We start from the raw sequence: 25,937 nt of genomic DNA, 5'->3' as shown, positions 1-25,937 counted from the left end.
GAGACGGCGACGGCGCTGGGTCTCAACGAGATCGGGCGGGTGTCGTTGCGGGTCACGCAGCCGCTGTTCGTGGACGATTACGGGCGTAACAGGCTCACCGGCGGTTTCATTCTCGTGGATGAGGCCACGAACGGCACCGTCGGCGCCGGCATGATCGTCGACGCACCTAGGTAGATCTTTTCGGGTTCCCCGACCCGCTGATTACTCTCCGCGCTAGGGTCATCGCATTACGTGTTCACGACGCGAAGGCCCTCCTCCGTGACCGACCGTGCGACCACCACCCGGGTCATCTATCTCGGAGGCCTCGGACGCAGTGGCACAACACTGCTCGAGAGGCTCCTGGGCGAGCTGCCCGGCGTGGTCGCGCTTGGGGAGGTAGTGCACCTGTGGGAGAGGGGGGTGCTCGCGGAGGAGCTCTGCGGGTGCGGGGCGCCGTTCCCGGTCTGTCCCTTCTGGCGGCAGGTGGGGGAGCGCGCGTTCGGCGGATGGACCCCGGCCCTGGTGGGAAGGATCCTGACGCTGCGACGGCGGGTCGACCGCACCCGCAGAATCCCGCGCATCGAGCACCCGGACCTGGCCGAGTACGTGCAGGCGTACCGGCTGCTGTACGAGGCCATCGGCGCTCCGGTCGTGATCGACTCCAGCAAGCACGCGTCCCTGGCCTGCTGTCTGGTCGCCGGCGGGGTGGACGTACGGATCGTCCACGTGGTCAGGGACCCTCGCGCCGTCGCCCACTCGTGGGCCAGGACCGTGCATCGCCCTGAGGACGGGCGGCCCATGACGCAGTGGGGGCCGGCCCGCACGGCGGTCCACTGGACCGCCCAGAACACCGCACTCGAGCTCCTGCCGGGGCGCGGGGCCCGCGTCGTCAGGGTCCGCTACGAGGACCTGCTCGCCGCCCCCGGCCCCACGCTCGGCTCACTGGCGCTCGGACTCGGCCTCGCGGAGCCGGACCTGCCGTTCCTCGACGACCGCACGGTCTGGCTCGGCCCCTCCCACACCGCCTCCGGCAACCCGATGCGCTTCCTCGTGGGGCGGGTCGAGCTGCGCCGGGACGACTCGTGGATGACAGGGATGCGTGACGGCGACCGCCGGGTGGTCAACGCGCTGACGTGGCCGCTCCGGGCTCGGTACGGCTACCGGGAGGCGCCATGACCCTTTCGGTGGGTGTCGTGATCCCGACCAGAGGCGACCGGCCGGCGCAACTGCGCGAGGCGGTGGAGTCGGCGCTGGCCCAGGACCACCCGGGTCGCCTGTCCGTGGTGGTGGTCGCCGACGGCGTCGCCCCTGCCGACGTCGACGTGCCGGCCTCGGCCCGGGTCCTGCCGAACACACGCACGCCCGGCCTCCCCGGCGCCAGGAACACCGGCATCGCGGCCTGCGACACCGATCTCGTCGCCTTCTGCGACGACGACGACCTGTGGCTGCCCGGCAAGCTCGCCGCCCAGGTGCGGGCGCTGCGCGACCGTGGCGGCGCGTTCGCGAGCTGCGGCATCGAGGTGGAGTACGTACGGGAGGAGCGCGGGCCCGGCGAACCGACCCGAGTGCCTCGCCTGGCCGGACGCGACACGGTGACCGCGGACGACCTGGCCCGCTCGCGCATGGTGATGGTGCACTCGTCGACGTTCCTGTTCGAGCGCGGCGCCCTGTGGGCCGACGAGAGCGCGCCCAACGGCCAGAACGAGGACTGGGATCTCGCCCTGCGCGCCGCCAAGCGGCAACCGATCACGTACGTGGACCGCCCGCTCGTCCGGGTGCGCTGGGGCGCGTCCCACTACGTCGCCCGTTGGGCGGACCGCATTGCCGGGCTCGACTGGATGCTCGCCCGGCACCCCGAACTGGCCGTGGATCCGCGCGGCGCGGCGCGGGTCTGCGGCCAGCTGGCCTTCGCCCACGCGGCGCTCGGCCACCGCCGCGAGGCCACCCGCTGGGCCCTCCGCGCCCTGGCGACCCGCCCGGGGGAGCCACGCGCCCCGATCGCCCTGGCGGTGGCGGCCGGCCTCGTCTCCGCGCCAACGATCCTTTCCGCCCTTCACCGTAGGGGGCACGGCATTTGACTCCGCCCAAGACCACCAGCCCACCTGTCCCGTCCCAACGCCTCCCCGAGGACACCATCCCGCTCCCGCCCATAAGGCCTGGGGATACGCCGCCCGGGGAGGTTGCCCCGGGGGATACGTCGTGTGACGAGACGTCGCGTGGTGGGGCGCCGCCTGGGGATACGTCGCGTGGCGAGGCGCCGCTTGAGGAAGCGCCGCGTGGGGACGCATCGTCTCCTGGGCCGCTCACGGACACACCGCCTTCGGACGACGCGCACCAGGGCTCGGCACCTGGCACGCAGCAGGGCTCCGCACCTGGCACGCGCCAGGGCTCAGCGCGTGACACGCGCGCCCAGGTGCCCGCCGCAGCGCGCCCGGTCGGTTTCGGTGAGCCGCCTCACGACGAGGAAGCGGCATCCTCCGCCGCGCCGCGTGGTGAGAGGCGTTCGCCGTATGCACGGCCCACGTCCGCCGCCGGTCATCGACGCGGTTCTGACGCTCGGACTCCGGCCACCGACGACCGCCCGAGCTACCAGGCGCCTGCCGCCCATCCAGCGCACGCCGCCGACCGGGCGCACGCTCCCGGTCACGTGCACGTGCCGGCGGTCGGTGCGGCAGGGGTGCGGCGGGTGCAGGTAGGTGGGATCGGGGTGGATGCGCTCACCGAGGATGAGGTGGTCCGGCGGGTGGAGACCGAGCTGGAGGCCGGCAGGGGCGGGCGGATCGTCACCCCCAACATCGACATCTGCCGGGCAGCCGCCAAGGACCCAGCGCTCAGAGAGCTGGTGTGCACCGCCGAGCTGGTGGTGACCGACGGCATGCCCCTGGTGTGGGCGGCCAGGCTGCTCGGCACCCCGGTGCCCGAGCGCGTGACGGGCGCGGACCTCATCTGGTCGCTCAGCAAGCTCGCCGCCCGCCGCGGCTGGCCCGTCTACCTGCTCGGCGGCCCCCCAGGCGTGGCGCGGAAGGCGGCGGACGAGCTCACGAGCTGCCACCCTCGGCTGAAGGTGTGCGGCGTGCACGCCCCGCCCTACGACTTCGACGCCACCCCCGAGGGCAGCGCGCGGGTCCGGAGGAAGGTGGTGGCCGCGCGGCCGCGGCTGGTGTTCGTCGGGCTGGGTTTCCCCCGGCAGGACAGGCTCATCGCCGACCTGCGGGAGGAGCTGCCGGAGGCGTGGTTCGTGGGGTGCGGGGCGGCGATCGCGTTCGCCGCCGGCACGGTGTCCAGAGCGCCTGGATGGATGCGCCGGACAGGGCTGGAGTGGGCGTTCCGGCTGGTCTGCGAGCCGGGGCGGCTGGCGCGCCGCTACCTCGTGGACGACCTGCCGTTCGCGGCGCGGCTGCTGGCCGCCTGCCTGGCCGGCCGGGCCAGGCGGTGAGGGTGCGTGCGCCTGCCTGACAGACCGCGTCAGGCGGTGAGAGCGCGTACGCGGGCCACGTCCTCGGAGCTGAGGCCCTGGCCCGCGGCGTCCAGCGCCCGGCGGGAGTCCATGGGCCGGAAGGCCGTGCGTGACAGACCCGACCAGGCGAACCCCGTACCACCTCTGGACGGCCCCGTGCAGGCCCGCGCGATGCGGCGCTCCGCGGCCGGCGTCCAGGCCAGGCCCGCGTGGTCGTACAGGCGCCGGAAGCCGGTCAGCGGGTCGGCGGCCAGCGACTCGTACGAGACGATGAGGATTCCGGGAGTACGGGTCAGGATCGTGCGGGTCGCCCGCCACAGCAGTGCCGCCTTCATGACGCGGTCCTGGGAGCCGACGAGGGCGCGCAGCTCGAGGAGCTCCGGGTGGTCGCGGACGAGCAGCGGCTGTTCGAGCAGTTCGTGGAAGTAGACCGTCCACCCGAGCCGCTGCCAGCTCGCCACGAACGAGACCGGATCCCGCACGAGCGCGATCACCCGGCACCCCAGAGAAGAGGCGAACCAGCCGGCGCTCAGCACCGCGAACGGGTCGTCCAGCAGCGCCCGGCGGCCTGTCAGCCGGCCGAAGGAGAAGGCGGTGCCGTAGCGGAGCAGCCTGGCCAGATCGTACGGGGAGCGGTTCGCGCGCAGCTCGGAGAGCCAGCGGTAGCGCAGCGCCACGGTGTCGCGGAAGGCGGGCAGCCAGTCGGCGGCGTTGTCGTCGCAGATGTACTGGAACCTGTGGGTCACCGAGGCCCTGAGCACTCCGGGGCAGCGGCCCGGCGGGTGCTGCGGGTTGAGCGGCTCGTTGACGTAGACCAGGTCGCCGCCGGCGGCGAGCATCTTGCCCGTCCAGCTCGTGCCGCTCCTCGGCAGCCCGGTCACCAGCACCGGAGCACGGCTCACCCGACCACCCGAGTGCGCGTGTTCATGGCCTCCACTCCGTGGAGGCGGCCCGGTCGCCGGGGGGCCGCCGCCTTCCCTCGTCACTCCGGTCGCATCGCTCCCTGCGTTCCTCAGTCCAGGCGGCGGCGCTCCCTCGCAGGGCGGCCAGGGTGTGGCGGCCGAAGGGGTGGAGGCCGTGGCGGCGGTGGAGCTGCCAGAGCGGGAGCAGGTTCTTGACCAGCACCCCGCCCGACCAGCCGAGCACCGCCCCGAACGCCCCGTGGACGGGGATCAGGGCCACGTCCAGCACCACCGTGCACGTGATCGCCGCGACCAGGTTGAGCAGGCTCGTGCCCGTGTGTCCGGCGGCCGTCAGCACCACGTCCACCATCCCGCAGGCCGTGGCCACCATCATCGTGCCCGCCAGCACGAGCGCCACGGGCGCCGCGGCCCCGTAGGAGGGTCCGAACAGCCGCAGCAGCCACGGCGCCAGCGCCGCGTACGCCAGCCACACCGGCCACGTCAGCAGCACCAGCCAGAGCGTGGCGGTCTGGTACAGCTCTCCGGCCCGTGCCCGCTCTCCGTCGGCGAGCGCCGTGACCAGCCGAGCCTGTACGGCCTGCGCCAGCCCCTGGTTCGCGAGCTGCCCGACCACCTTGAAACGGGTGGCGGCCGTGTAGACGGCGGCCTGCGCCGGCCCGCCGAGTAGCGCGACGATCACGATGTCCAGTCGCTGGAACACCGCCTGGATGGCCCCCGCCGCGGACCGGGGAGCCGTGTACCGCCACAGGTCGCGCCCGGTGCCGGGCAGGTACGGCGTCCGCGGCACCCGTCTCCGCAGCCCGGCCCAGGCCAGGGCCAGGGCCGGCACGTACGGCGCCCCCCAGGCCACCGGCAGCCACGAGACCGCGTCCGTCGCGCAGACCACGGCCACCAGCACGAGCTGGGCGAAGGGCACCAGCACCCCGTCCACGAGGACCGTGGGCCGCATGGCCCCGAATCCACGGGTGGCGGCCAGCAGCACGTCGCCGACCACCATGACCGGCACGAGCGCGGCCACCGGGCCCAGCCGCGGGTACAGCACCGCTCCCGCCAGGCAGGAGACCGCCACGCAGGGCACGAGGGCTGCCCGGATATATCCGGAAATGCCGAGGTAGTCGTAGGTCTTCGCCCGCGCGATGAAGTACACGAGCCCGTTCCCCGCATCCAGCTTGGCGATCCCCGCCGCCATGAGCGCCAGCGCGGTCGCCGCGAAGAACGCGCCGGCGTCAGCGGGAGCGAACGTCCTGGTCACGACCATGACAAGGACGAACTGCGCGAAGGCCCCGAAGACCGCCCCGCAGATCCCCGCGATCCCGCGCCGCCGCAGGCCCGCGGTCATCGCCGCCACGAAGGCTCACCGCCCAGCCACCGCACCAACCGCGCGTCGTACGGCTCGAACTGCTCGCGCAGCGTCCGCGCGAGCTCGCGCGGCACCGGCTGCGGCGAAGGACGCCCGTTGTGCCGCTCGAACACCGGGTATCCGAGATGCGGCACGCCCAGGAACTCCAGCACCCGGTCGTACACGGTCTCCGGCTCGGCGAAGAAGCGGTGGCTGTCGAGCACCAGGATCCGCTCGCGCCCGAACAGCGCCTCCAGCCGGTCGAGCTGGTCGGCGTAGCGGCCCCGGGCCAGGTACGCGTGATGCCGGTGGGAGTGGTGCAGGGAGAAGGGGGATCCGCACAGCAGCTCCTCGGCCCCGGCCAGCCGCTCGGGCTCGAGCTCCAGCGCCGACTCGAAGTGCGACTCGGTCTCGAACCCCCTGGCCAGCTCGTGCGCGTGGGCCGAGCACGCCCGCTCCACCGGATCGCGCACCAGGACGATCAGCCGCACGCCGGGCAGATCAGCCGCGATCCGCTCCCCGGCCAGCGGATGGAACAGGTAGTAGGGGGAGGACTCGAACGCCAGCGCCCGCGAGCCGTACCGGTGCTCGACCAGCCCCGCGCTCATCCGCAGCGGGAAGTGCGCCTGGTACCAGGACAGCCCCCGCCAGTAGCCGACGTCGAAATAGTGCACGCCCTTGTGCAGCACCGGCTTGAGCAGCAGCGGATGCTGCGCCAGCGCGCGGTACAGCGAGGTGGTGCCGCAGCGCTGCGCCCCCGCGACGATGAACGACGGCAGCACCCGCGCCCCCGACGTGAGCCGCCCCGTGGCGCGCGACAGCGACAGCACCGACGCCTTCATGGCCCTCATGCGAGCAGCTCCTCATGATCGACGGCCGGATTGAGCCAGGTCTCCGGCGGCCCGAGCGGCGCGTGGCCGTCGGCGGCGTGCCTGTCGGCCAGCGCGATGAGGTAACGGATGGCGGTCTGCCTGGCCACCGCCGCGGACAGTCCGAGTGGGGCGAGCTCGCGTACGGCCCGCGCCACGCACGCCCGCGCCGCGACCGGCGGGGCCATCGAGCGCAGCGCCCGCTGGAAGAAGTGGTGCACGAGGTCGAAGCCGTAGGGGACGCCGACCTCGTACCGCTCCCAGTCCCACACCAGGAGACGCCCGTCGGAGGAGGGGCACATGTTCCAGGGCGCGAGGTCTCCGTGCCAGGCCGCGCACGGGCCCCCGGTCGAGGCGATCTCCTTGACCGCCTCGATCAGCAGCGGCCGGGGCACCCGGCCGCGCCGCACCGGCAGCGGCGACAGCGCCAGCACCGCCAGGTCGCGCCAGACGCCGTGGTGGAGCACGGCCGGCACGGTGACCGTGGCCAGCGGGAGCCCGGCCAGCCGGCGCAGCGCCGCCGCCTCCGTGGTGATCAGCGAGCGGGCCCGCTCGCTGTCGCCGACCTTCACGAACGCCAGCCGCCGCCCGTCCGAGCGCGCCTCCAGAATGGGCTTCCGGTTGGCCCGCAGCGCCGGACGTACGTGCAGGACGGTCTCGACGGGCCGTCCGAAGACCTCGCTCAGGTACGCGGCGATCGACCCCTCACCCGGCACCATGACCGAGGACCACGGATGCCACCAGCGGCGCGGCACCAGCCGCCGGGGCACGGCGGCATGCGGCAGCACGGTGTAAGCCCGGAGCGCCCCCGGCCCCGGATACAGCAGCCGCACGGTCTCCGCGAGATAGCCGAGCCGGATCGCGGCGTCGTTCACGAGACGTCTCCCAGATGGTTGCGCCACAGCAGGGCGAACGAGATGAGATACAGGCTGAGCGGCGTGACCAGCCCGTCGTAGACGAACATGTAGAGCAGCACCAGCCCCATCACCAGCACTCCGGCCAGCCCGATGGGGCTGCGGTCACTCCAGTGGCGCCGGATCGCGCCCACGAAGAACGCCACGTAGAGCGCCGCCCCGGTGAACCCCTGCGTGATGATCAGCAGCCAGAGCTGGCCGTCGCTGCCCAGCGGCGGATGGCCGCAGCCCTCGCACCACTGGGTCCTGCCCGTGGTGATCGTGCGATGGTTGCCCATGGCGTTGCGCGTGTTGCCGTAGCCGATGATCGGCGAGTGCGCGGCGGCCGCGACGGTGGCCGACACGGTGAAGGCCCTGATGTCGTTCGAGTGCGGTTTGTCCAGCCGCTGCGCGAACAGCGACGCGAGCGGGCTCAGCGCGAACACCAGCGCCGCCACCGCCGCCGCCCCGCAGAGCGCCACTCTGGTGCGACCCCCGAGCCGGACGACCAGGTAGACGAGGGCCAGGCCGAGGCCGATCCAGAGGCCCCGGTTGAGCGAGTAGACGATGGGGACGGCGGCCAGGGCGAGCGTGGCCGCCACGAGAGCCTTCTGCCGCGGCGTGCCGTACACCCACCAGCCGATCACGAACCACACCAGCAGCACCGACACGTTGCTGCCCCACGCGTTGGCCCACTCGAACGGAGCCTCCGGCCGCGGCAAGGAGAAGCCCAGCACCTTCTGTGTCTGGGCGGCAGTCGGGTGGATGAGGTTCTGGACGAACGAGTTGCCGGCCGCCCAGTCGGGCAGCAGCAGCTCCATCGGCGAGGTGAACGCGAACGAGGGGAAGAACACGCCGAGCAGCCCGCCCGCGACCGTCGTGACGAACAGCACGCCGAGCAGCCGCACCAGGCGCAGCTGCGGCAGCTCGCGCTCGGTCAGGTTGCCGAGGTAGAGCACCATGATCAGGATGGCCACGTAGAGCGCCAGCCGCATGAGGTAGCCGATCAACCGCCCGGGCCCGAAGTCGCCGTACGTGTCCGGCGGCATCTCGGCCAGCATCAGGCCGCTCACCAGGTAGCCGGCGATCAGCAGCAGCCAGAGCCCGAACCCGCGCGGCACCCTGATCGGCCGGCGCCGCCACAGCACCATCGCCATCGGCACCGCCAGCACGATCACCGACAGCCCGCCGAACCCCAGCGCCCACCACACCGGATAGCCGACGAGCAGCACCGTGATCGGCCACGCGGGCCCCCTCACGTCGGCTGGCCGGGACGCCGGGGGTGCATCGCGTGCATGGGCGTGGTCTCGGCCACCTCCAGCTCGCCGGTCGCGACCAGCTTGCCGAGCGGGGTGTGCGTGCGCGGCTCCAGCAGGGGCACGAACGAGGGCAGCGCGTCGGTCGCCGTCACCACGCCGATGATCGGCACGTCGTGCCGGTCGAGCTGCCGCACGGCGGCCATGACCCGGTCGGAGGTGACCCGGCCGAGACCGATCAGCAGCAGGGCCGCGTCCGCCCTGGACAGATCGCGTACGTCGGAGCCGTCGAGCACCGTCAGCGGCAGGTTGACGGCCACCGGGTCGGCCCGCGTCGAGTCGGGCAGGTCCGCGGGCAGCGCCCTGACCAGCAGCCGCTTGCCCGGACACGTGGCGACCACGGCGCAGGCCAGCTCGTGGGCCACGCCGGGCTCGCGCGGGCTCGACAGGTCGCCCAGCACGGGCAGGCCGGTCAGCCGCTCGACGTCGGCGGCCGTGCGCAGCCGCCGGTCGAGCCGGTCGCGGGCGTAGGCGGCGGCCGCACCGGCCAGCAGCCCGGCCATGAGCCCCGTGCCGAGGTAGAGCGGCAGGCTGGGGGAGACGGGCGCGGACGGCGGGGCGGCCTGGCTGATGACCATGCCGGGGGTCACCGCGACCGTCCTGAGCGCGTCGTACTTCAGGGCGAGCCCGGCGGCCTGCCGGTTGAGCACGCTCTGCCGCTGGAGCGCGATCGCGTGCTCGGGGCCGAACTTGGCCAGCCCGCCGAGCTGCTTGATCACCGTGTCGATGGCGGTGTTGACCTGCTTGAGCTTGGCCAGCACGGCCCGCTGCTGGTCGGCCAGGGCGGCCAGCGCGCTCTCGCGGCGGTTGGTGAGATAGGCCTGGGCGTACGCGCGGGACTGGGCGGCCGCGACCGTGGCGTCGGAGGCGGTGACCGAGATCCACAGCACCGCCGAGTTGGGCGGCACCGAGACCTCGACGGGCTCGGGGCTCCCGACCCCCAGCGCCCTGGCCGCCCGCGTGGCGACCACGGCGGACTGCGCGACCTGGGCCTCGGTGTCGAGGTTGAGTGGCTCGCGCTGGCGACTGGTCACCGGGTTGGCCGGCTCCTGCGAGCCGACCGGCATGACCAGCACCTGCGTGGTGGCGGTGTAGGAGGGCGGCGTGAGGCGCATGAGCGCGAGTCCGGCCGTGCCGCCGAACACGACGCAGCCCACCAGGAGCAGCCATCGCCTGCGCAGCAGCGAAAGGTGCTCGTCCAGGTCCGTGCCGGAGCTCATGGGGGAAGGGTCTCCTGGAAATGCGTCGAGATGTGCGCCCACTATAGGGCGGACGATTATCAGCCAAGCCGATTACCCAAGATTTTCTCCAGTAGGGGTACAAGGTAAAGCCACCTATAAATTGAAATGTCCGGAAATTCTGGGGCGGCTCTGTTCGCTGTGAGCAGGAGAGACTCTGCACACTGGCTGAAGTTCCAGGAATGACATGGCAAGGTTCAGGTTTGATAGGCGGGGGTCATTCGACGAGGGGGTTGAAAGGCTTTGCAGCTACGGGGAATTTCTCAAACCGCAACGAACGCCGCGGTCATTCTGGCCGTCATCGCGGCGCTGGCCGCCTGCTCCACGGCCGAGGGCTCCAACGCGCGGGCGCCCGTAGCGGTCAAGGACCCCTCGGGCTCGCCGTCCTGTACGGCGACCTCCAGGCTCATCCCGTCCTGCGGCGCCTGGTGGGGCGTCGCGCCGGAGGTCTTCACCGGCGCCCCGCTGGAGCACGCTCTGCACGGCGCGGAGGCGCGCATGGGGGCCGCCGCCGACGTGGTGCACGTCTACCACCGGGGCAGCGAGCTGTTCCCCACTGACGCCGAGATCAGGATGGCCCGCGACCCGGCCAGGCCCCGGCTGCTCATGATCAACTGGAAGCCGTCGCTCGACCGCACCTGGGCCGAGATCGCCGACGGCGCGCTCGACGCCAGGATCGACCGGCTGGCCGGCTACCTCCGGCGCACCTTTCCCGAGCGGTTCTTCCTCACCCTTCACCACGAGCCGGAGAACGACGTGGACACCTCGTCGGGCTCGGGCATGCAGGCCACCGACTACGCGGCCATGTACCGGCACGTCGTGCTCAGGCTGCGGGCCGACGGCGTGAAGAACGCGGTCATGGTCATGACGTACATGGGGGCGCCCAACTGGGCGGCCGAGCCCTGGTTCGAGGACCTCTACCCGGGTGACGACGTGGTCGACTGGGTGGCCATGGACCCGTACGCCGACAGCCGGGTGGACGACTTCGAGGGCCTGGTGAACAAGACCCGCAAGGAATATCCGGACTGGCCGGGCTTCTACCGGTGGATGCAGGCGCGCTTCCCCGGCAAGCCGGTCATGGTGGCCGAGTGGGGGGTGTTCCAGCAGGGGGACAAGCGGGCGTTCTTCGAGTCGGTGCGGCGGCAGATCAAGCGGTATCCGCAGATCAAGGCGCTGCTGTACTTCGACTCGCCGCGCGCGCCGCGCGGCGACACCAGCTTCGACGCCGGTACGGGCGCCGGCCGGGCGTTCAGCGAACTGGCTCGAGATCCGTATTTTCGCTCGACACCCGTGCCGAGGCCCTGACCCGCACCCGCCACCCCACGACCGTGATCACGATGGCGGCCCCCAGAGCGCAGGCGGTCAGTGTGTTGCTCACGTCGAGCAGCTTGCAGGCGGAGGCCAGCAGGACGATCGCCAGCAGCGCCCTGATCAGGCCGCCGGGGGCGCGTGAGGAGATCCTGGCGCCCAGATAGACGCCCGGGATCGAGCCGATGAGCAGCGACAGCGTGAGGTCCAGCTGGAAGTCGCCGAACAGCAGGTGCCCGAGGGCGGCGGAGGCGACCAGCGGCACGGCCTGGACGAGGTCGGTGCCGACGAGCTGGTTGGCCTTGAGCGCCGGGTAGAGGGCGATCAGGGCCACGATGATCAGCGATCCGGATCCTACAGACGAGACGCCGACGACCAGTCCGCCTACCGTACCGACCAGTAGGGTCGGAATTGGGCGCACGACGATCTCGTGTGCGCTCGACGTTCCTCCCCGCCCGCCGAGCCAGGTCTTGAGTGCCATGCCCGCCACGGCCAGCAGCAGCGCCACGCCGAGCGCGTACTTCACGCCGTCGGTGACCGCGAACGCGCGGGCCAGGAACACGCCGCAGAAGGCGGCCGGCACCGAGCCCGCGCAGAGCCAGCCGACCAGCCGCAGGTTGACCGTGCCCCGGCGCAGGTGCACGAAGCTGCCGACCGGCTTCATCACGGCCGAGGCGACCAGGTCGCTGGAGACCGCGGCCAGCGGCGGGACGTTGAAGAACAGCATCATCATCGGCGTCATGAGCGCCCCGCCGCCCATCCCGGTCAGCCCGACCACGATGGCGACGAAGAAGGACCCGACGATCAGGGGGAAGTCGATCAACGTACCCATCCTCCTGACTGCAAAGCTCCCAGGACCTGGGAGACGGCCGTGTCGATCGAGAGGTGCGTGGTGTCGATCACCAGATCGGCGTCGTCCGGCTCCTCGTAGGGGTCGGAGACGCCGGTGAACTCGGGGATGAGACCGGCGCGCGCCTTGGCGTACAGGCCCTTGCGGTCGCGCCGCTCGCACTCCTCCAGCGGCGTCGCGACGTGCACGAGCAGGAAGTCCGCCCCGACGGACTCGACCATCTCGCGTACCTCCTCGCGGGTGGCCGCGTAGGGGGCGATGGGCGCGCAGATGGCCAGGCCGCCGTGGCGGGCGGTCTCAGCGGCGACGAAGCCGATGCGGCGGATGTTCAGGTCGCGGTCGGCCTTGGAGAACGTCAGGCCCTTGGACAGCAGCTGGCGCACGACGTCGCCGTCGAGGTAGGTCACCGTGCGGGTGCCGAGCTCCAGCAGCGCGTCACGCAGGCCGCGGGCGATCGTGGACTTGCCGGAGCCCGACAGGCCGGTGAAGAAGACCACGAGGCCCCTGCGGTGCGGAGGGCCGGGAATGCGGACCGGGTCCGGGCCCGCCAGGTGCTCGGCGGCGCCGTAGGCGGTGGCGACGTGCTCGCGCAGCTCCAGGTCGATCTCGGGCTCCTCGCGGGGTGCCAGGGGCACGGAGACGACGATCGTGTCCTCGGGCAGCTTCTCCTTGGCGCGGAGCGCGGCGCGTACGACCGCGGGGCCCGGCTCGCCGTACGAGAGGGGGAGGAGCATGATCACCGCGTCGAGCTCCTTCGCGGTGGCGACGATCTCGGAGAGGTCGTCGAGGGGGCCGCGCATGGTGACGGCGAGCGCCGGACGGTCGCCGAGCTCGGCCCGGACCTCGGCCGGGGTGCGCCGCAGGCGCGCGAACGGGCCGTGCTCGGGGGCGCCGAGGCCCTTGACGGGGCCTGCGGTCAGCCCGTCGGGCTCGTGGGCGCTCACCGTGAGCGTGGCCAGCGGCAGGCCCTCCGGGTCGAGCAGGGTGACCTCGTCGCCGGGCGAGACGTCGGCGGGCAGGTGGAGCGTGACGGGCGCGGGCCACGCGGTGCCGTCGGCGAGCGTGCCGCGTTCGTGCACCGCGTGGAGGTCATCGTGGCCGAGGAACCCGGTCAGCGGCTCGAACGCGCCGGACAGCAGCAGCTCGAGGTCGGCCAGCTCGCGCGGGTCGGGGGTCCACTCCACGTCTGCAACATCCCAACTATTCCGATTGAATTGGTAGGGAAGTCTACCGATTCATACGAGTGGTGGCTAGAGAAGCCGGGCGAAGTGGTGCTGGGGCTTCCTGATCACCATGGTGATCTCGTCGTGGCCGGCTGGGTAGCGGCCGTTGGTCAGCTTGGCGACCGCGGCGAGCGCGGCGGCGGCGAGCCTGCGCTTGCGCGCCGGGCCGCTGGTGTTCCGCGTGTCATCGGTGATCATGAGCCCGCGGCTGAGGCAGAACGCGTGCATGCCGTCGCTCGAGGCCAGCGGCTCGTAGACGGCGGGGAGCGGGCCCGGCGTGCCCGGGGCGACGACCAGGCGCCACAGCAGGCGGCGCAGCCACGACGGCGCGATCCGGTCGAGCAGGCCGTAGGCGGACCTGCGGTCGCGCATGCGCAGCAGCACCAGGCCGCCCGGACGCAGTGACTGCAGCAGCCGGTCGAGGACGAGCTCCGCGTGCCTGACCCGCTCGAGCAGGAAGGACACCTGGATCACGTCGTACGACCTGGGCGGCAGGGGCACGCAGCGCAGGTCGCCCAGCGACCACGACACCAGGTCGGCGCGCTCACCCAGCACGGCCCTGATCACGGGATGGTCCTCGTCGACCCCGGTGGCCCTCGTCTCGATCCGCTCCAGGGCGAGCGGCTCGTCGTGCGCGCACCCGGCGACGAGCACGTCGAGCCGCCTGCCGAGCAGGCCGGCCCACTGCTCGCGGACCCGCTGACCGAAAAGGTCGCCTCTCGGGGCGACCGATCGCACCTCAGACATGTCACCTACAGTAATCAATCGATCCGAATCAGTAAGGCATTTCCCTGCTAGCGTCCTGGCCCGTGAGCGAAGTGGTCTATGTGGGGAACGCCGGCGTCGACGCGGCCGCGGACCGTGGCTGGTTGCTGGGTCATTTCAAACCCCTCGGCGATCCAAGGCACAGCGACGATGTCGAGATCAAGTGGGGCGTCCACCCGCCGGGCGACGAGCGGGGGGAGTGGGTCAAGGGCGAAGAGCGCACCGCCCTGCTGGTGCTGATCAGCGGCCGGTTCCGGGTGGAGCTGCCGGGCCGCAGTGTGCTGCTGTCCGAGCCTGGTGACTACGTGGTCTGGGGGAAGGGCGTCGACCATTCGTGGTACGCGGAGGAGGCCTCGACCGTGCTCACCGTGCGCTGGCCCTCCGTGCCTGGTTATCGGATCGGCTGAGGGTGCGTCGGCGAGTACCCTGGGGGAGGACCCCCGCGACCTGACTCGGCCGGGGGTAGTCGTGTTGCCGTCGTGGGGCTGTGGGCGTATCTGATGAGTCTTTCCGGGCTACTTGACCTTGTTCGCGCCGACCCGAAGTTGACCGCCGCTCTCGAAGAGGGCGGCGATGTCGCGCTGGTCGCGCCGTCCGCGCTGCGGCCGTTCGGCGTGGCCGCGCTGGCCACGCACGACCAGCGGACCGTGCTCGCGGTCACCGCCACGGGGCGTGAGGCGGAAGACCTCGCCGCGGCTCTGACCAGCCTCATCGAGCCCAACTCTGTGGCGGTGTTCCCGGCATGGGAGACATTGCCGCACGAGCGGCTCTCGCCGCGCAGCGACACCGTGGGGCAGCGGCTGGCGGTCCTGAGGCGGCTGGCGCACCCGATCAAGGGCGACACCGCGGCCGGGCCGCTCAGCGTGATCGTGGCGCCGGTCAGGGCGCTGCTGCAGCCGATCGTGAAGGGGCTCGGCGATCTCGAGCCGATCCGGTTGCGGGCCGGCGACGACGCCGACCTCGAGGACGTGGTCGACCGCCTGGTGAGCAACGGTTACCATCGGGTCGACATGGTGGAGAAGCGCGGCGAGGTGGCCGTGCGCGGCGGGCTGCTCGACGTGTTCCCGCCGACCGAGGAGCACCCGCTGCGGCTGGAGTTCTGGGGCGACACGGTCGAGGAGATCCGCTGGTTCAAGGTGGCCGACCAGCGCTCGCTCGAGGCGGCCGAAGGCGGGCTGTTCGCGCCGCCGTGCCGTGAGCTGCTGCTGACCGACGAGGTCAGGGCCCGGGCGCGGGAGCTGGCCGAGCAGTACCCGCCGCTGGCCGAGGTGCTCGACCAGCTCGCCGAGGGCACGCCGGTCGAGGGCATGGAGGCGTTCGCGCCCGTGCTGTCAGGGGAGATGGACCTGCTGCTCGACCACCTGCCGGTGCGGTCCGCGGTGTTCGTGTGCGACCCCGAGCGGATCAGGGGCCGGGCGGAGGAGCTCGTACGCACCTCGCAGGAGTTCCTGGAGGCCTCCTGGATCAACGCGGCGGCCGGCGGCGAGGCGCCCATCGACCTGGGCGCGGCGGCGTTCCGCACCCTGGAGGACGTCCGCGACCACGCCGACGTGCTGGGCCAGCCGTGGTGGACCATGGCGCCGTTCGGCGGCGGGGTCGAGCTCGACGCCCAGGACTCCGAGGCTTACCGGGGCGACACCGCCAAGGCGCTGGCCGACATCAAGGGCTGGCTGGCCGAGGACAAGGCCGTCGTGCTGCTCAGCGAGGGCCACGGGCCCGCCGAGCGCATGGTGGAGCTGCTCAAGGGCGTCGACGTGCCCGCCAGGCTCCAGCAGTTCCTGGGCGAGGCGCCCGAGCCCAAGGTCGTCCACGTCTCGACGGGGCTCATCGAGCACGGCTTCATCACCCCCAGCCTGGCCGTGCTCACCCATCTCGACCTGGTCGGACAGAAGGCGTCCACCAAGGACATGCGGCGTCTGCCCTCGCGCCGCCGCAACATGGTCGACCCGCTCCAGCTCAAGGTCGGCGACCACGTGGTGCACGAGCAGCACGGCGTGGGCCGCTACGTCGAGATGGTGCAGCGCACGGTCCAGGGCGCCACCCGCGAATACCTGGTCATCGAGTACGCCAAGGGCGACCGGCTCTACGTGCCGACCGACCAGCTCGACGAGGTCACCCGCTACGTCGGCGGCGAGGCGCCCACACTCAACCGCATGGGCGGCGCCGACTGGGCCAAGGCCAAGTCCAGGGCGAAGAAGGCGGTCAAGGAGATCGCGGGGGAGCTGATCAGGCTCTACTCCGCCCGCATGGCCTCGCCGGGCCACGCCTTCGGGGCGGACACGCCGTGGCAGCGCGAGATGGAGGACGCCTTCCCGTACGCCGAGACCGGCGACCAGCTCGAGGCCATCGACGAGGTCAAGCGCGACATGGAGCGCGGCATCCCGATGGACCGGCTGATCTGCGGCGACGTCGGCTACGGCAAGACCGAGATCGCGGTGCGGGCGGCGTTCAAGGCGGTGCAGGACGGCAAGCAGGTGGCCGTGCTGGTGCCGACGACGCTGCTGGTGCAGCAGCACATGTCGACGTTCACCGAGCGCTTCTCCAGCTTCCCCGTCTCGCTCAAGCCGGTCTCCCGCTTCCAGACCGACGGCGAGGTCAAGGGCACGCTCGAAGGGCTCAGGTCGGGCGCGGTCGACGTGGTGATCGGCACGCACCGGCTGCTCAGCCCCGAGGTCAGGTTCAAGGACCTCGGGCTGATCATCATCGACGAGGAGCAGCGGTTCGGCGTCGAGCACAAAGAGGCGATGAAGCACCTGCGTACGCAGGTCGACGTGCTGGCCATGTCGGCCACGCCGATCCCGCGCACGCTGGAGATGGGCCTGACCGGCATCCGCGAGATGTCCACGATCCTCACGCCGCCCGAGGAGCGGCATCCGATCCTCACGTTCGTGGGGCCGTACGAGGAGAAGCAGATCGGGGCCGCGATCAGGCGCGAGCTGATGCGCGACGGGCAGATCTTCTTCGTGCACAACCGGGTGGCCTCGATCAACCGTGTGGCCGCGCGGCTGCGCGAGCTGGTGCCCGAGGCGCGCATCGCGGTGGCGCACGGGCAGATGAACGAGCACCAGCTCGAGAAGATCATGGTGGGCTTCTGGGAGCGGGAGTACGACCTGCTGGTTTCCACCACGATCGTCGAGTCCGGGCTCGATGTGCCCAACGCCAACACGCTGATCGTGGACCGGGCCGACAACTACGGCCTTTCGCAGCTCCACCAGCTCCGCGGGCGCGTCGGGCGGGGCAGGGAGCGCGGGTACGCGTACTTCCTCTACCCGCCGGAGAAGCCGCTGACCGAGACCGCCCACGAGCGGCTGGCCACGATCTCGCAGCACACCGAGATGGGCGCGGGCATGTACGTCGCGATGAAGGACCTGGAGATCCGCGGCGCCGGCAACGTGCTGGGCGCCGAGCAGTCCGGGTTCATCGCGGGCGTCGGCTTCGACCTGTACGTGCGGCTGATGGCCGAGGCAGTGCAGGAGCAGAAGGCCAAGCTGGACGGCGGCGAGGCGCACGAGGAGCAGCCCGACGTCAAGGTCGAGCTGCCGATCAACGCCCACATCCCGCACGACTACGTGACCTCCGAGCGGCTGCGGCTGGAGGCGTACAAGCGGATGGCGGCCATCGCCACCCCCGCCGACATCGACGAGGTGCGCGACGAGCTCACCGACCGCTACGGCAAGCCGCCCGCGGAGGTGGAGAACCTCCTGGAGGTGGCCAGGTTCCGGATCAAGGCGCGCCAGGCCGGGCTCACGGACGTCACGCTGCAGGGACAGAACATCAAATTTGGTCCCGCCAGGCTGAGGGAGTCGCAGCAGGTCCGGCTCGACCGGCTCTACAAGAAGGCGATATACAAGCAGGCGGCCGAGACGCTGCTGGTGCCCGTCCCCAAGACCAAGCCGCTCGGGGGGCAGCCACTACGCGATCTTGACCTGCTCAAATGGTGCGGTGACCTGGTCGAGGCGATGTTCCTCGAGCCAGCGCGGGTAAGCTAGCGGCGGTTTTCGGTCGGAAAGGGACGCACGTGAAGTCGATACGAGTGGCTGTGGCCGCCGCGGCGGTGGGCATCGCCCTGACCGCCTGCTCCTCTCCCATGCAGGCCGGGGCCGCGGCCGTGGTGGGGAGCGAGCGCATCTCGACGAGCCAGCTCACCGCGGACGCGGAGTCGTACAAGGCCGCGTTGAAGAGGAACAACCTGGACGAGACGGCGCTCGGCGTGCCGGTCACCCAGTACGTGCTGCAGCGGCTGGCCGACATCAGCGCGGCCAGGCAGTTCATGGCCCGCCGCAATGTGCAGGTGACCGACAAGGAGATCGACGCCAAGCTCCAGGACCCGGGCCAGTACCAGAACCCCGAGATCAACCTGCTGGCCCTGGGTGTCGCGCCGACCTACGCCCGCGAGTACGCACGCACGGCCGTCGGCATGGCCAAGCTGCAGCAGTCGGCCGGCCAGGGCGGCACGGACCAGCTGCGCAAGGAGTTCGCCACGATCAAGACGACGTTCAGCCCCCGCTTCGGCGTGGTCAACGCGCAGCCGTCGCAGGAGAACCCCGCGCTGTTCGTCGACGCGGGCCGGTTCGGCAAGGCCGCTTCCCAGCAGGCGCAGCAGCAGCAGCAGGGCTGAGTCGTGCCGCTGATCGTCGTCACCACCTCGCCCAGGGTCGCGCCGGGCCTGCTGAGCCACCAGGCCTGGCAGGCGCTGCGCTCCGGGCCGGTGCTGACCGGCTCGGCTGCGCATCCGCAGCTCCCGTACCTGGAGGAGGCGGGGGTCGCGGTCGAGGTCGTGGAGCCCGACCCGCGGGGGCTGGCGGCGCGGGCGGTCGGTGAGACCGTCGTGTGGCTGGCGTCGATGTCCGAGAAGGACTCCGAGGACTTCATGCGCGCGGTGGGGCACGCCGCGATCGCGCTCGAGGAGCCGCCGCTGGTCGAGGTCGTGCCGGGCTCGTACGACCTGCCGGGGGCGCGGGTGCTCGACCTGGTGGCGGTGATGGACCGGCTGCGCACCGAGTGCCCGTGGGACCGTAAGCAGACGCACGAGTCGCTGGTGCCGTACCTGCTCGAAGAGGCCTACGAAGTGCTGGAGACCATCGAGCACGGCGACTATGCGGCGCTCCGCGAGGAGCTGGGCGATCTGCTGCTGCAGGTGGTCTTCCACGCGCGGGTGGCCGAAGCTTTCGACATGGACGACGTGGCGGCCGGGATCGTGGAGAAGCTCGTACGCCGCCATCCCCACGTCTTCGGCTCCGTGCGGGCGGAGAGCGCCGACGAGGTCAACGACAACTGGGAGGCGATCAAGGCGGCCGAGCGGGCGGCCAAGGGGCGCGAGTCCGTGCTCGACGGCGTGCCCATGGGCCAGCCCGCGCTGTCGCTGGCCGCCCAGCTCCTGCGCCGCGCCTCCCGCGCCGGCGCGCCCGACTCGCTGGCGGCCGCCGTGGGGCAGGGTGTGGCGCGCGAGCTCTTCGACCTGGTCCGCCGCGCCGCGGACGCCGGCCTGGACGCCGAGGCCGAGCTCCGGGCCGCGGCCCGCGCGTACCGGGACCGCGTCCACTCCTGGGAATCCGCCTGACGCACGCCGGGTCACGGCACCGCGCCTCGCTCGGCCGCGCCGCGCCTCGCTCGGCCGCGCTGCCCTGGCTCGGTCGCGCCGTGCCACCCCGCGCCCGCTCGGCTGCGCTGTGCCCTCCCGGGGTGCGCTGCGCCCGTCGCGCTGCTTGCCTCGCCGCCCGGCTGAGGGCATGACCATGAGAGCGTGGGGCTGAGTGCGCCGCTGTCGTGGGCGCGCCGTGGCCGATGGTTTGGCGCCGCGCGTCGGACGCGTGGTGCCGCCGCCGAGTGCTCGATGCCGCCATCGGCCCGAGAAGCGCCGCATCGCCGCAGGCGGGCGCGTAGTGTCTGGCGCATCCTGGGCGGCCGGAAGGTCCACCGGGGCACGGGCGTGACCGTGCGGTGTGGCGTACGGACGTACCGATAGGCTCTGATGGCATATTGCCTTTCCGATTTAGGAGCGCATCCCGTGGCTACCATCGAGGTCGTATACGCCCGCGAGATCCTCGACTCCCGAGGCAACCCCACGGTCGAGGTCGAGGTCGTGCTCGACGACGGCAGCACCGGCCGCGCGGCCGTGCCGAGCGGGGCGTCCACCGGCCAGTTCGAGGCGGTCGAGCTGCGTGACGGCGGCAAGCGCTACGGCGGCAAGGGCGTGGAGAAGGCCGTCCTGGCCGTGACCGACGAGATCTTCGAGGAGATCAACGGCGTCGAGGCCGAGGACCAGCGCATCATCGACCAGATCATGATCGACCTGGACCGCACGCCCAACAAGGCCAAGCTCGGCGCCAACGCCATCCTCGGTGTGTCGCTGGCCGTCGCGAAGGCCGCCGCCGACAGCGCCGACCTGCCGCTCTTCCGCTACGTCGGCGGGCCCAACGCCCACGTGCTGCCCGTGCCGATGATGAACATCCTCAACGGTGGCGCCCACGCCGACACCAACGTCGACATCCAGGAGTTCATGATCGCGCCGATCGGGGCGGAGTCGTTCCGCGAGGCCGTGCGCATGGGCACCGAGGTCTACCACGCGCTCAAGAGCGTGCTCAAGGAGAAGGGCTACGCCACGGGTCTGGGCGACGAGGGCGGTTTCGCGCCCAACCTGCCGTCCAACCGCGACGCGCTCGACCTCATCCTCGTCGCCATCGAGCGGGCCGGCTACGTGCCCGGCGACGACGTCGCGCTGGCGCTCGACGTGGCCGCCTCCGAGTTCCACAAGGACGGCGTCTACACGATCGACGGCAAGGGTCTGTCGGCGCAGGAGCTGATCGCCTTCTACGAGGACCTGGTCGCCAACTACCCGCTGGTCTCCATCGAGGACCCGCTCGACGAGGAGGACTGGGCGGGCTGGAAGGCCATCACCGAGGCCCTCGGCGACAAGGTGCAGCTCGTCGGCGACGACCTGTTCGTCACCAACCCGGAGCGGCTCGAGCGCGGCATCAACGAGGGCACCGCCAACGCCCTGCTGGTCAAGGTCAACCAGATCGGCACGCTGTCGGAGACGCTCGACGCCGTGGACCTGGCCCACCGCAGCGGCTACCGCTGCATGATGAGCCACCGCTCCGGCGAGACCGAGGACACGACGATCGCCGACCTGGCGGTGGCGGTCAACTGCGGCCAGATCAAGACCGGGGCCCCGGCCCGCTCCGACCGCGTGGCGAAGTACAACCAGCTGCTGCGCATCGAGGAGCTCCTGGACGACGCCGCCCGCTACGCGGGTCGTGCCGCGTTCCCGCGTTTCCGGCGCTAGTTTCGAGTACCGGGCTCGCGGCATCCTGATCCACCCGCGGGCCCCCGTACTTGTAGGGGGTGCAAGTGGCGAAGAGGCCGCAGTTGACCGGGCGGGCCGCCATCCTGGCCATCGTGGTGTGCGCGATCGCGATGAGCCTGGCCTACCCCGTCCGCGAGTACATCAGCCTGCGCCGCAGCATCGCCGAGCTCCGGGCGGAGAAGGCCAGGGTCGAGGCGGAGAAGCAGGCGCTGCTCGAGCGCGACCGGCAGACCAACGATCCCAACTGGATCAAGAAGACGGCCAAGGAACGGCTGTTCTACTGCGGGCCCGGGGAGAAGTGCTTCGTGGTGATGGAGCGCCAGCAGCCCAAGCAGCAGACGGCCGTGCAGCAGCAACCGGCCGCGCCACCGTGGTACCAGACGCTCTGGGAGTCGGTGGAGGCCGCCGACCAGGGCACGGGGCGGCGGGCCGTGACAGGGAAGGAAAGCGTTGGACAGTAAGGACGTCGAGGCAGTACGACAGCAGCTCGGGCGGCCGCCCAGAGGGTTGCGCGAGGTGGCGCACCGCTGCCCGTGCGGCAACCCCGACGTGGTGGAGACCGCGCCGCGGCTGCCCGACGGCTCGCCGTTCCCGACCCTCTACTACCTGACCTGTCCCAAGGCGGCCTCGGCCATCGGCACGCTCGAAGGCTCGGGACTGATGCGGGAGATGCAGGCCAGGCTGGCCACCGATCCCGAGCTGGCCGCCGAGTACCGGGCGGCGCACGACGACTACGTCGCCAGGCGCGACGAGGCCGCGCAGGAGCAGGGGCTCGAGCCGCTGCCGCGCGACATGCAGAGCACCGGCGGCATGCCGCTGCGGGTCAAGTGCCTGCACGCGCTCGTCGCGCACGAGCTGGCGGTGCCTGGAGCGAACCCCTTCGGCAGGGAGGCGCTCGAGGCGCTTCCCGATTGGTGGAGTGACGGACCATGCGTGTAGCCGCCGTCGACTGCGGCACCAACTCCGTACGCCTGCTCGTCGCCGACGTGGGCGACGACCTCATCGACGACATCGAGCGGCGCATGGAGATCGTGCGCCTCGGCCAGGGCGTCGACAGGACCGGCAGGCTGGCCCCCGACGCCCTGGACCGCACGTTCAAGGCCATGCGCGCCTACCGCGAGCTGATCGACCGGCACGGCGCCACCCGGACCCGCGTGGTGGCCACGAGCGCGACCAGGGACGCGGACAACCGGCAGGAGTTCGTGGACGGGGTCCGCGAGATCTTCGGGGTGGAGCCGGAGGTGGTGTCGGGCGCCGAGGAGGCCGAGCTCTCGTTCGCCGGCGCGACCAAGGGGCTGATCCGGCTGTCGCCGGAGACCGAGCTGCCGCAGGGGCCGATGCCCCCTTACCTGGTGGTGGACATCGGGGGCGGGTCCACCGAGTTCGTGGTCGGCTCGGAGCACGCCGAGGCGGCGCTGTCGGTGGACATCGGCTGCGTACGCCTGACCGAGCGGCACCTCAAGGACGCCGGGGACCCGCCTTCCGCGCTCGCCCTGGAGGCCGTGGTGGCCGACATCGAGGCGGCGCTCGACCGGGTCGAGGCGGAGGTGCCCGTCCGTGAGGCCCGCACGCTGGTCGGCCTGGCGGGATCGGTGACGACGGTCGCCGGTATGGCGCTCGGCCTGCCCGCTTACGATTCGGAGCGGATTCACCACTCCCGGATTTCCGCCGAAGAGGTTCACGGGGTGACGCGGCGACTTCTCGCGATGACCCATGGTGAGCGTGCCGAGGTAGGGGTCATGCATCCGGGAAGAGTCGATGTGATTGGCGCGGGGGCGCTAATACTTGACCGGATCGTACGACGTTTCGCGTTTTCCCAGGTCGTGGTTAGCGAACACGACATCCTCGACGGCATTGCATGGACAATCGCCCGATAGCTGAAGAAATCCGGACATTTCCGGTACATGTCATGAGTTGAGTGTGCAATCAGTATTGTGATTAGGTAAAGAGGCATTACGGGGGCTTTGCCATATAGCTGTGCACGAAAGGTGACAGCGTGGCGACCGTTCCCGAGCGCGTACCTTCCCTCACGGAATGGAGCACTCTCACATGAAGTCTGTTGGGTTAGCACGTCGGGTGGCGGCGCTGGGCGCGTCCGCCGCGGTGCTGGCCGCCATGGCCGCGGGTCTGGTCGCCAGCCCCGCCCAGGCGGCGACCAAGGCCAAGCCCAAGGTCTCGGTGGCGACGCCTTACGCGTCGGACCGGAACTACGAAGGATCCTGCCCGGTCACGGTCAACTTCGCGGCCAGGATCAAGGTCACGGTCAAGGGCAAGACCAAGGTGGCCTACCGCTGGCTCCACGGTGACGGGTCCAAGGGCAAGATCAAGTCGATCACGCTCAAGGGCAAGGGCACCAAGTCGGTGACGGTCAGGCAGTCCGTCACCTTCGACGAGGACGTCAGGGGCTGGGAGGCCGTCCAGGTCCTCGGTCCGCGCAAGGTCACCTCCGGCAAGGGCTACTTCTCCGTCTCCTGCCAGGAGCCGAAGGAAGTGCGCTCGCACCTCGACCCGAAGGTGTCGGCGCGCGCGTGGGCCAGCCCCGACTCGTACACCGGCCCCTGCACCCCCGGCGACAAGATCGACTTCGTCGGTCTGATCCACTCCGACTCCCCGGCGTGGGTCCGTTACCGCTGGATCCTCAACGGTGACGTGGCCGACTACGGCACGGTCAGGGTTCGCGACTCCCGCAAGGTGTACCTGGGCATCTCCCCGCGTCACAGCCAGCGCGGCTGGGCGCAGCTGGAGGTCCTGAGCCCCGACGGCACCTCCTCCAACCGGGCCTACTACCGGGTCTGGTGCCGGGATGAGGCTCCGGACGCCAGGGTCTCGGCCTCCGCCTCGGTGTCGACCACCCAGTCCTGCACGCTCAACGCTCTGGGCACCATCACCTCGACCGGTCGCGCCCGCGTCTCCTGGACCTGGTCGCTGAACGGCAAGGCGGTCTCCAGCGGCGCCGAGTACTTCGACTGGAACGGTGGCACGAAGAGCGTCGACTCGTTCTCCAAGGCACTGACCGGCGACGACGCCAAGGGCGGCACCGTGACGCTGTCGATCACGGGTCCGGACAACAGCGCGACGATCACCAAGTCCTACGGGCCGTGCTCGACGCCGACCCCGACCCCGACCCCGACCGCGACTCCCACGCCCACCAGCTCCAACGCGGCGTGACCGAGGTCGAGTGACTGACTGAGAACCGGGCGGCACCTTCGGGCGCCGCCCGGTTTCTTGTTGCCACTACTTCGCTTTGCACAGTAGTGTTCTAACCGTGGATCACAGCCAGCTTCTCAAGGGCGTGCTCGACCTCGCCGTGCTCGCCGTGCTCAACGAGCGCGACGGATACGGGTACGACGTGGTGCGCCGGCTCAGAGAGGCGGGCCTGGAAGAGGTGGGCGACGCCTCGGTCTACGGCACGCTGCGGCGCCTGTTCAAGGCTGGGGCGCTGACGTCGTACGTGGTGGCCTCCGACGAGGGGCCGCACCGCAAGTACTACGGGCTCAACGAGGTGGGCAGGGCCATGTACGCCGAGTCCGCCAAGACCTGGGCCTCTTTCTCGGCCACCATGGCATCCCTGCTCAAGGAGGGACACGCATGACCCCCGACCAGTACGCGCAGGCCGTACGGGATGCCCTCGCCGACCATCCCGAGCGGGAGGAGCTGCTCGAAGACCTCGACGACCACCTGGCCGAGATCGCGGCGGAGTCGGATCTGCCGCTGGAGCACCGGCTCGGGCCGCCGGAGGTCTACGCGGAGGAGCTGGCGGCCGCGTACGGAGACCGGCCTCAGAGCCGCCGTAAGCGCCGTCCAGACCCTCGGGCGTGGGTGCTGGGCGCGCACACCAGGCTGATGGGCCAGGGGCCGTACCGGAGCTTCGTGGGCTTCCTGCCGGAGCTGCGCCCCGGTTGGTGGGTGCTGCGCGGCTACCTGCTGGCCATGCTGCTGCTGGCGGCGACAGGCCAAGGCGGGCTCGTCCCGCCCAACATCGCCGGCTGGGCCCTGGCCGCGGCGGGCGTGTGGGTCTCGGTCTGGCTCGGCAGGCGGCGCAGGGGACGGCTGGGCACGGGTCTCATGGCGGCGCTCAACCTGGTGGCGGCGCTGACGCTGTTCGCCGGGATGGTCTCGGCCGCCTCGTACGACGAGCACCAGGCGTCCGTCGCCATGGCGCCGCCGCCGCAGGCGGTGTGGGTGGACCCGGCGTCGTCCAGCGGGGACGTCTACAACATCAAGCCGTACGCCAAGGACGGCACCCCGCTGAGCGACGTCTACCTCTACGACCAGGACGGCAAGCCGCTGACCACCAGCCCCGAGGACTACGGCTACACGGTGGACCGGTCGTGCGGCGAGCCCATTCTCAACCGCTACCCGCTGCCGCTGGTCAAAGACGGCACGGAGGATCCGCAGACCGCTCCGGAGCCGAGGCCGACCTGCCCGACCGCCACGCCCAGTCCGAAGCCCACCAAGTGATCGGGCACCA

Annotated in this window: 24 protein-coding genes and 1 pseudogene; 16 read left to right on the top strand and 9 right to left on the bottom strand. The window is 71.3% G+C overall.

Annotated elements, in window-relative coordinates:
• From AB0J64_RS04830 to AB0J64_RS04815, 4 genes and pseudogenes are all read left to right on the top strand, one after another.
• Positions 1–174 (top strand): annotated as a pseudogene (locus tag AB0J64_RS04830) (sulfate adenylyltransferase); the annotation flags it as partial.
• An 84-nt stretch (positions 175–258) separates the two neighbouring features.
• Complete coding sequence (locus AB0J64_RS04825; RefSeq protein WP_364020668.1) at positions 259–1,155, top strand: sulfotransferase; 897 nt, start codon at positions 259–261, stop codon at positions 1,153–1,155.
• Positions 1,152–2,057 (top strand): glycosyltransferase, encoded by a 906-nt coding sequence (locus AB0J64_RS04820; protein ID WP_364020664.1) that lies wholly within the window; start codon positions 1,152–1,154, stop codon positions 2,055–2,057. The genes AB0J64_RS04825 and AB0J64_RS04820 overlap by 4 nt, the downstream gene beginning before the upstream one ends.
• Positions 2,058–2,686: 629 nt before the next feature.
• Positions 2,687–3,415 (top strand): WecB/TagA/CpsF family glycosyltransferase, encoded by a 729-nt coding sequence (locus AB0J64_RS04815; protein WP_364020660.1) that lies wholly within the window; start codon positions 2,687–2,689, stop codon positions 3,413–3,415.
• A 29-nt stretch (positions 3,416–3,444) separates the two neighbouring features.
• Here the strand turns inward: AB0J64_RS04815 and AB0J64_RS04810 are convergent, their stop codons facing one another.
• From AB0J64_RS04810 to AB0J64_RS04785, 6 genes are read right to left on the bottom strand one after another with little or no spacing between them, the layout of a single operon-like run.
• Positions 3,445–4,338: a sulfotransferase gene (locus tag AB0J64_RS04810; protein WP_364020658.1), complete on the bottom strand. Its 894-nt coding sequence runs from the start codon at positions 4,336–4,338 to the stop codon at positions 3,445–3,447.
• A gap of 22 nt (positions 4,339–4,360) precedes the next feature.
• Entirely contained in the window at positions 4,361–5,698 is a 1,338-nt protein-coding gene (locus AB0J64_RS04805; RefSeq protein WP_364020693.1) for a lipopolysaccharide biosynthesis protein, read from the bottom strand.
• Positions 5,695–6,549: a sulfotransferase gene (locus AB0J64_RS04800; protein WP_364020652.1), complete on the bottom strand. Its 855-nt coding sequence runs from the start codon at positions 6,547–6,549 to the stop codon at positions 5,695–5,697. Before AB0J64_RS04800 ends, AB0J64_RS04805 begins: the two co-directional genes overlap by 4 nt.
• The gene (locus tag AB0J64_RS04795; protein ID WP_364020649.1) at positions 6,546–7,442 is read right to left on the bottom strand and encodes a hypothetical protein; all 897 of its coding nucleotides are present in this window, start codon (positions 7,440–7,442) and stop codon (positions 6,546–6,548) included. Before AB0J64_RS04795 ends, AB0J64_RS04800 begins: the two co-directional genes overlap by 4 nt.
• Positions 7,439–8,719, bottom strand: coding sequence for an O-antigen ligase family protein (locus AB0J64_RS04790; protein WP_364020646.1), 1,281 nt, complete (start codon positions 8,717–8,719; stop codon positions 7,439–7,441). The genes AB0J64_RS04795 and AB0J64_RS04790 overlap by 4 nt, the downstream gene beginning before the upstream one ends.
• Positions 8,716–9,996, bottom strand: coding sequence for a Wzz/FepE/Etk N-terminal domain-containing protein (locus AB0J64_RS04785; RefSeq protein ID WP_364020642.1), 1,281 nt, complete (start codon positions 9,994–9,996; stop codon positions 8,716–8,718). Before AB0J64_RS04785 ends, AB0J64_RS04790 begins: the two co-directional genes overlap by 4 nt.
• A 261-nt stretch (positions 9,997–10,257) precedes the next feature.
• Here AB0J64_RS04785 and AB0J64_RS04780 point away from each other — a divergent pair, with 261 nt between their 5' ends.
• Positions 10,258–11,319: a hypothetical protein gene (locus AB0J64_RS04780; protein ID WP_364020639.1), complete on the top strand. Its 1,062-nt coding sequence runs from the start codon at positions 10,258–10,260 to the stop codon at positions 11,317–11,319.
• On the opposite strand, the gene AB0J64_RS04775 is transcribed toward AB0J64_RS04780, so the two are convergent.
• The 3 genes from AB0J64_RS04775 to AB0J64_RS04765 form a co-directional block, all read right to left on the bottom strand.
• The gene (locus AB0J64_RS04775) at positions 11,264–12,154 is read right to left on the bottom strand and encodes a sulfite exporter TauE/SafE family protein (protein WP_364020635.1); all 891 of its coding nucleotides are present in this window, start codon (positions 12,152–12,154) and stop codon (positions 11,264–11,266) included. The genes AB0J64_RS04780 and AB0J64_RS04775 overlap by 56 nt on opposite strands.
• A complete protein-coding gene (cysC, locus tag AB0J64_RS04770) occupies positions 12,142–13,356 on the bottom strand; it encodes an adenylyl-sulfate kinase (protein ID WP_364020628.1) in 1,215 nt (404 codons plus the stop codon). Before cysC ends, AB0J64_RS04775 begins: the two co-directional genes overlap by 13 nt.
• Positions 13,357–13,422: 66 nt before the next feature.
• A complete protein-coding gene (locus AB0J64_RS04765) occupies positions 13,423–14,142 on the bottom strand; it encodes a class I SAM-dependent methyltransferase (protein ID WP_364020623.1) in 720 nt (239 codons plus the stop codon).
• Between the two features lie 62 nt (positions 14,143–14,204).
• On the opposite strand from AB0J64_RS04765, the gene AB0J64_RS04760 reads away from it, so the two are divergent.
• The 11 genes from AB0J64_RS04760 to AB0J64_RS04710 all read left to right on the top strand — a co-directional run bounded on the left by AB0J64_RS04760 (position 14,205) and on the right by AB0J64_RS04710 (position 25,927).
• Positions 14,205–14,567, top strand: coding sequence for a signal peptidase I (locus tag AB0J64_RS04760; protein ID WP_364020620.1), 363 nt, complete (start codon positions 14,205–14,207; stop codon positions 14,565–14,567).
• 93 nt (positions 14,568–14,660) lie between these two features.
• Positions 14,661–18,149 (top strand): transcription-repair coupling factor, encoded by a 3,489-nt coding sequence (gene mfd / locus AB0J64_RS04755; RefSeq protein WP_364020617.1) that lies wholly within the window; start codon positions 14,661–14,663, stop codon positions 18,147–18,149.
• A 29-nt stretch (positions 18,150–18,178) separates the two neighbouring features.
• On the top strand, positions 18,179–18,778 hold the full coding sequence (locus AB0J64_RS04750) for a hypothetical protein (protein WP_364020614.1): 600 nt from the start codon (positions 18,179–18,181) through the stop codon (positions 18,776–18,778).
• Positions 18,779–18,781: 3 nt separating this feature from the next.
• A complete protein-coding gene (locus AB0J64_RS04745) occupies positions 18,782–19,720 on the top strand; it encodes a MazG family protein (RefSeq protein WP_364020611.1) in 939 nt (312 codons plus the stop codon).
• A 447-nt stretch (positions 19,721–20,167) separates the two neighbouring features.
• A complete protein-coding gene (eno, locus tag AB0J64_RS04740; protein ID WP_345002177.1) occupies positions 20,168–21,445 on the top strand; it encodes a phosphopyruvate hydratase in 1,278 nt (425 codons plus the stop codon).
• 65 nt (positions 21,446–21,510) lie between these two features.
• Entirely contained in the window at positions 21,511–21,927 is a 417-nt protein-coding gene (locus tag AB0J64_RS04735) for a septum formation initiator family protein (protein WP_364020607.1), read from the top strand.
• Positions 21,917–22,405: a DUF501 domain-containing protein gene (locus tag AB0J64_RS04730; protein WP_364020605.1), complete on the top strand. Its 489-nt coding sequence runs from the start codon at positions 21,917–21,919 to the stop codon at positions 22,403–22,405. The genes AB0J64_RS04735 and AB0J64_RS04730 overlap by 11 nt, the downstream gene beginning before the upstream one ends.
• The gene (locus tag AB0J64_RS04725; protein WP_364020602.1) at positions 22,396–23,343 is read left to right on the top strand and encodes a Ppx/GppA phosphatase family protein; all 948 of its coding nucleotides are present in this window, start codon (positions 22,396–22,398) and stop codon (positions 23,341–23,343) included. The genes AB0J64_RS04730 and AB0J64_RS04725 overlap by 10 nt, the downstream gene beginning before the upstream one ends.
• A 172-nt stretch (positions 23,344–23,515) precedes the next feature.
• Complete coding sequence (locus AB0J64_RS04720) at positions 23,516–24,634, top strand: hypothetical protein (protein ID WP_364020599.1); 1,119 nt, start codon at positions 23,516–23,518, stop codon at positions 24,632–24,634.
• 97 nt (positions 24,635–24,731) lie between these two features.
• On the top strand, positions 24,732–25,058 hold the full coding sequence (locus AB0J64_RS04715; RefSeq protein ID WP_364020596.1) for a PadR family transcriptional regulator: 327 nt from the start codon (positions 24,732–24,734) through the stop codon (positions 25,056–25,058).
• The gene (locus AB0J64_RS04710; RefSeq protein ID WP_364020592.1) at positions 25,055–25,927 is read left to right on the top strand and encodes a hypothetical protein; all 873 of its coding nucleotides are present in this window, start codon (positions 25,055–25,057) and stop codon (positions 25,925–25,927) included. Before AB0J64_RS04715 ends, AB0J64_RS04710 begins: the two co-directional genes overlap by 4 nt.
• The last annotated feature ends 10 nt before the right edge of the window (positions 25,928–25,937 follow it).

Origin of the sequence: Nonomuraea sp. NPDC049695, from assembly GCF_040674955.1 — a bacterium.
Taxonomy (GTDB): Bacteria; Actinomycetota; Actinomycetes; order Streptosporangiales; family Streptosporangiaceae; genus Nonomuraea; species Nonomuraea helvata.
The sequence above is the reverse complement of the archived record's forward strand: the minus strand, read 5'-3'. Positions and strand labels throughout refer to the sequence as shown.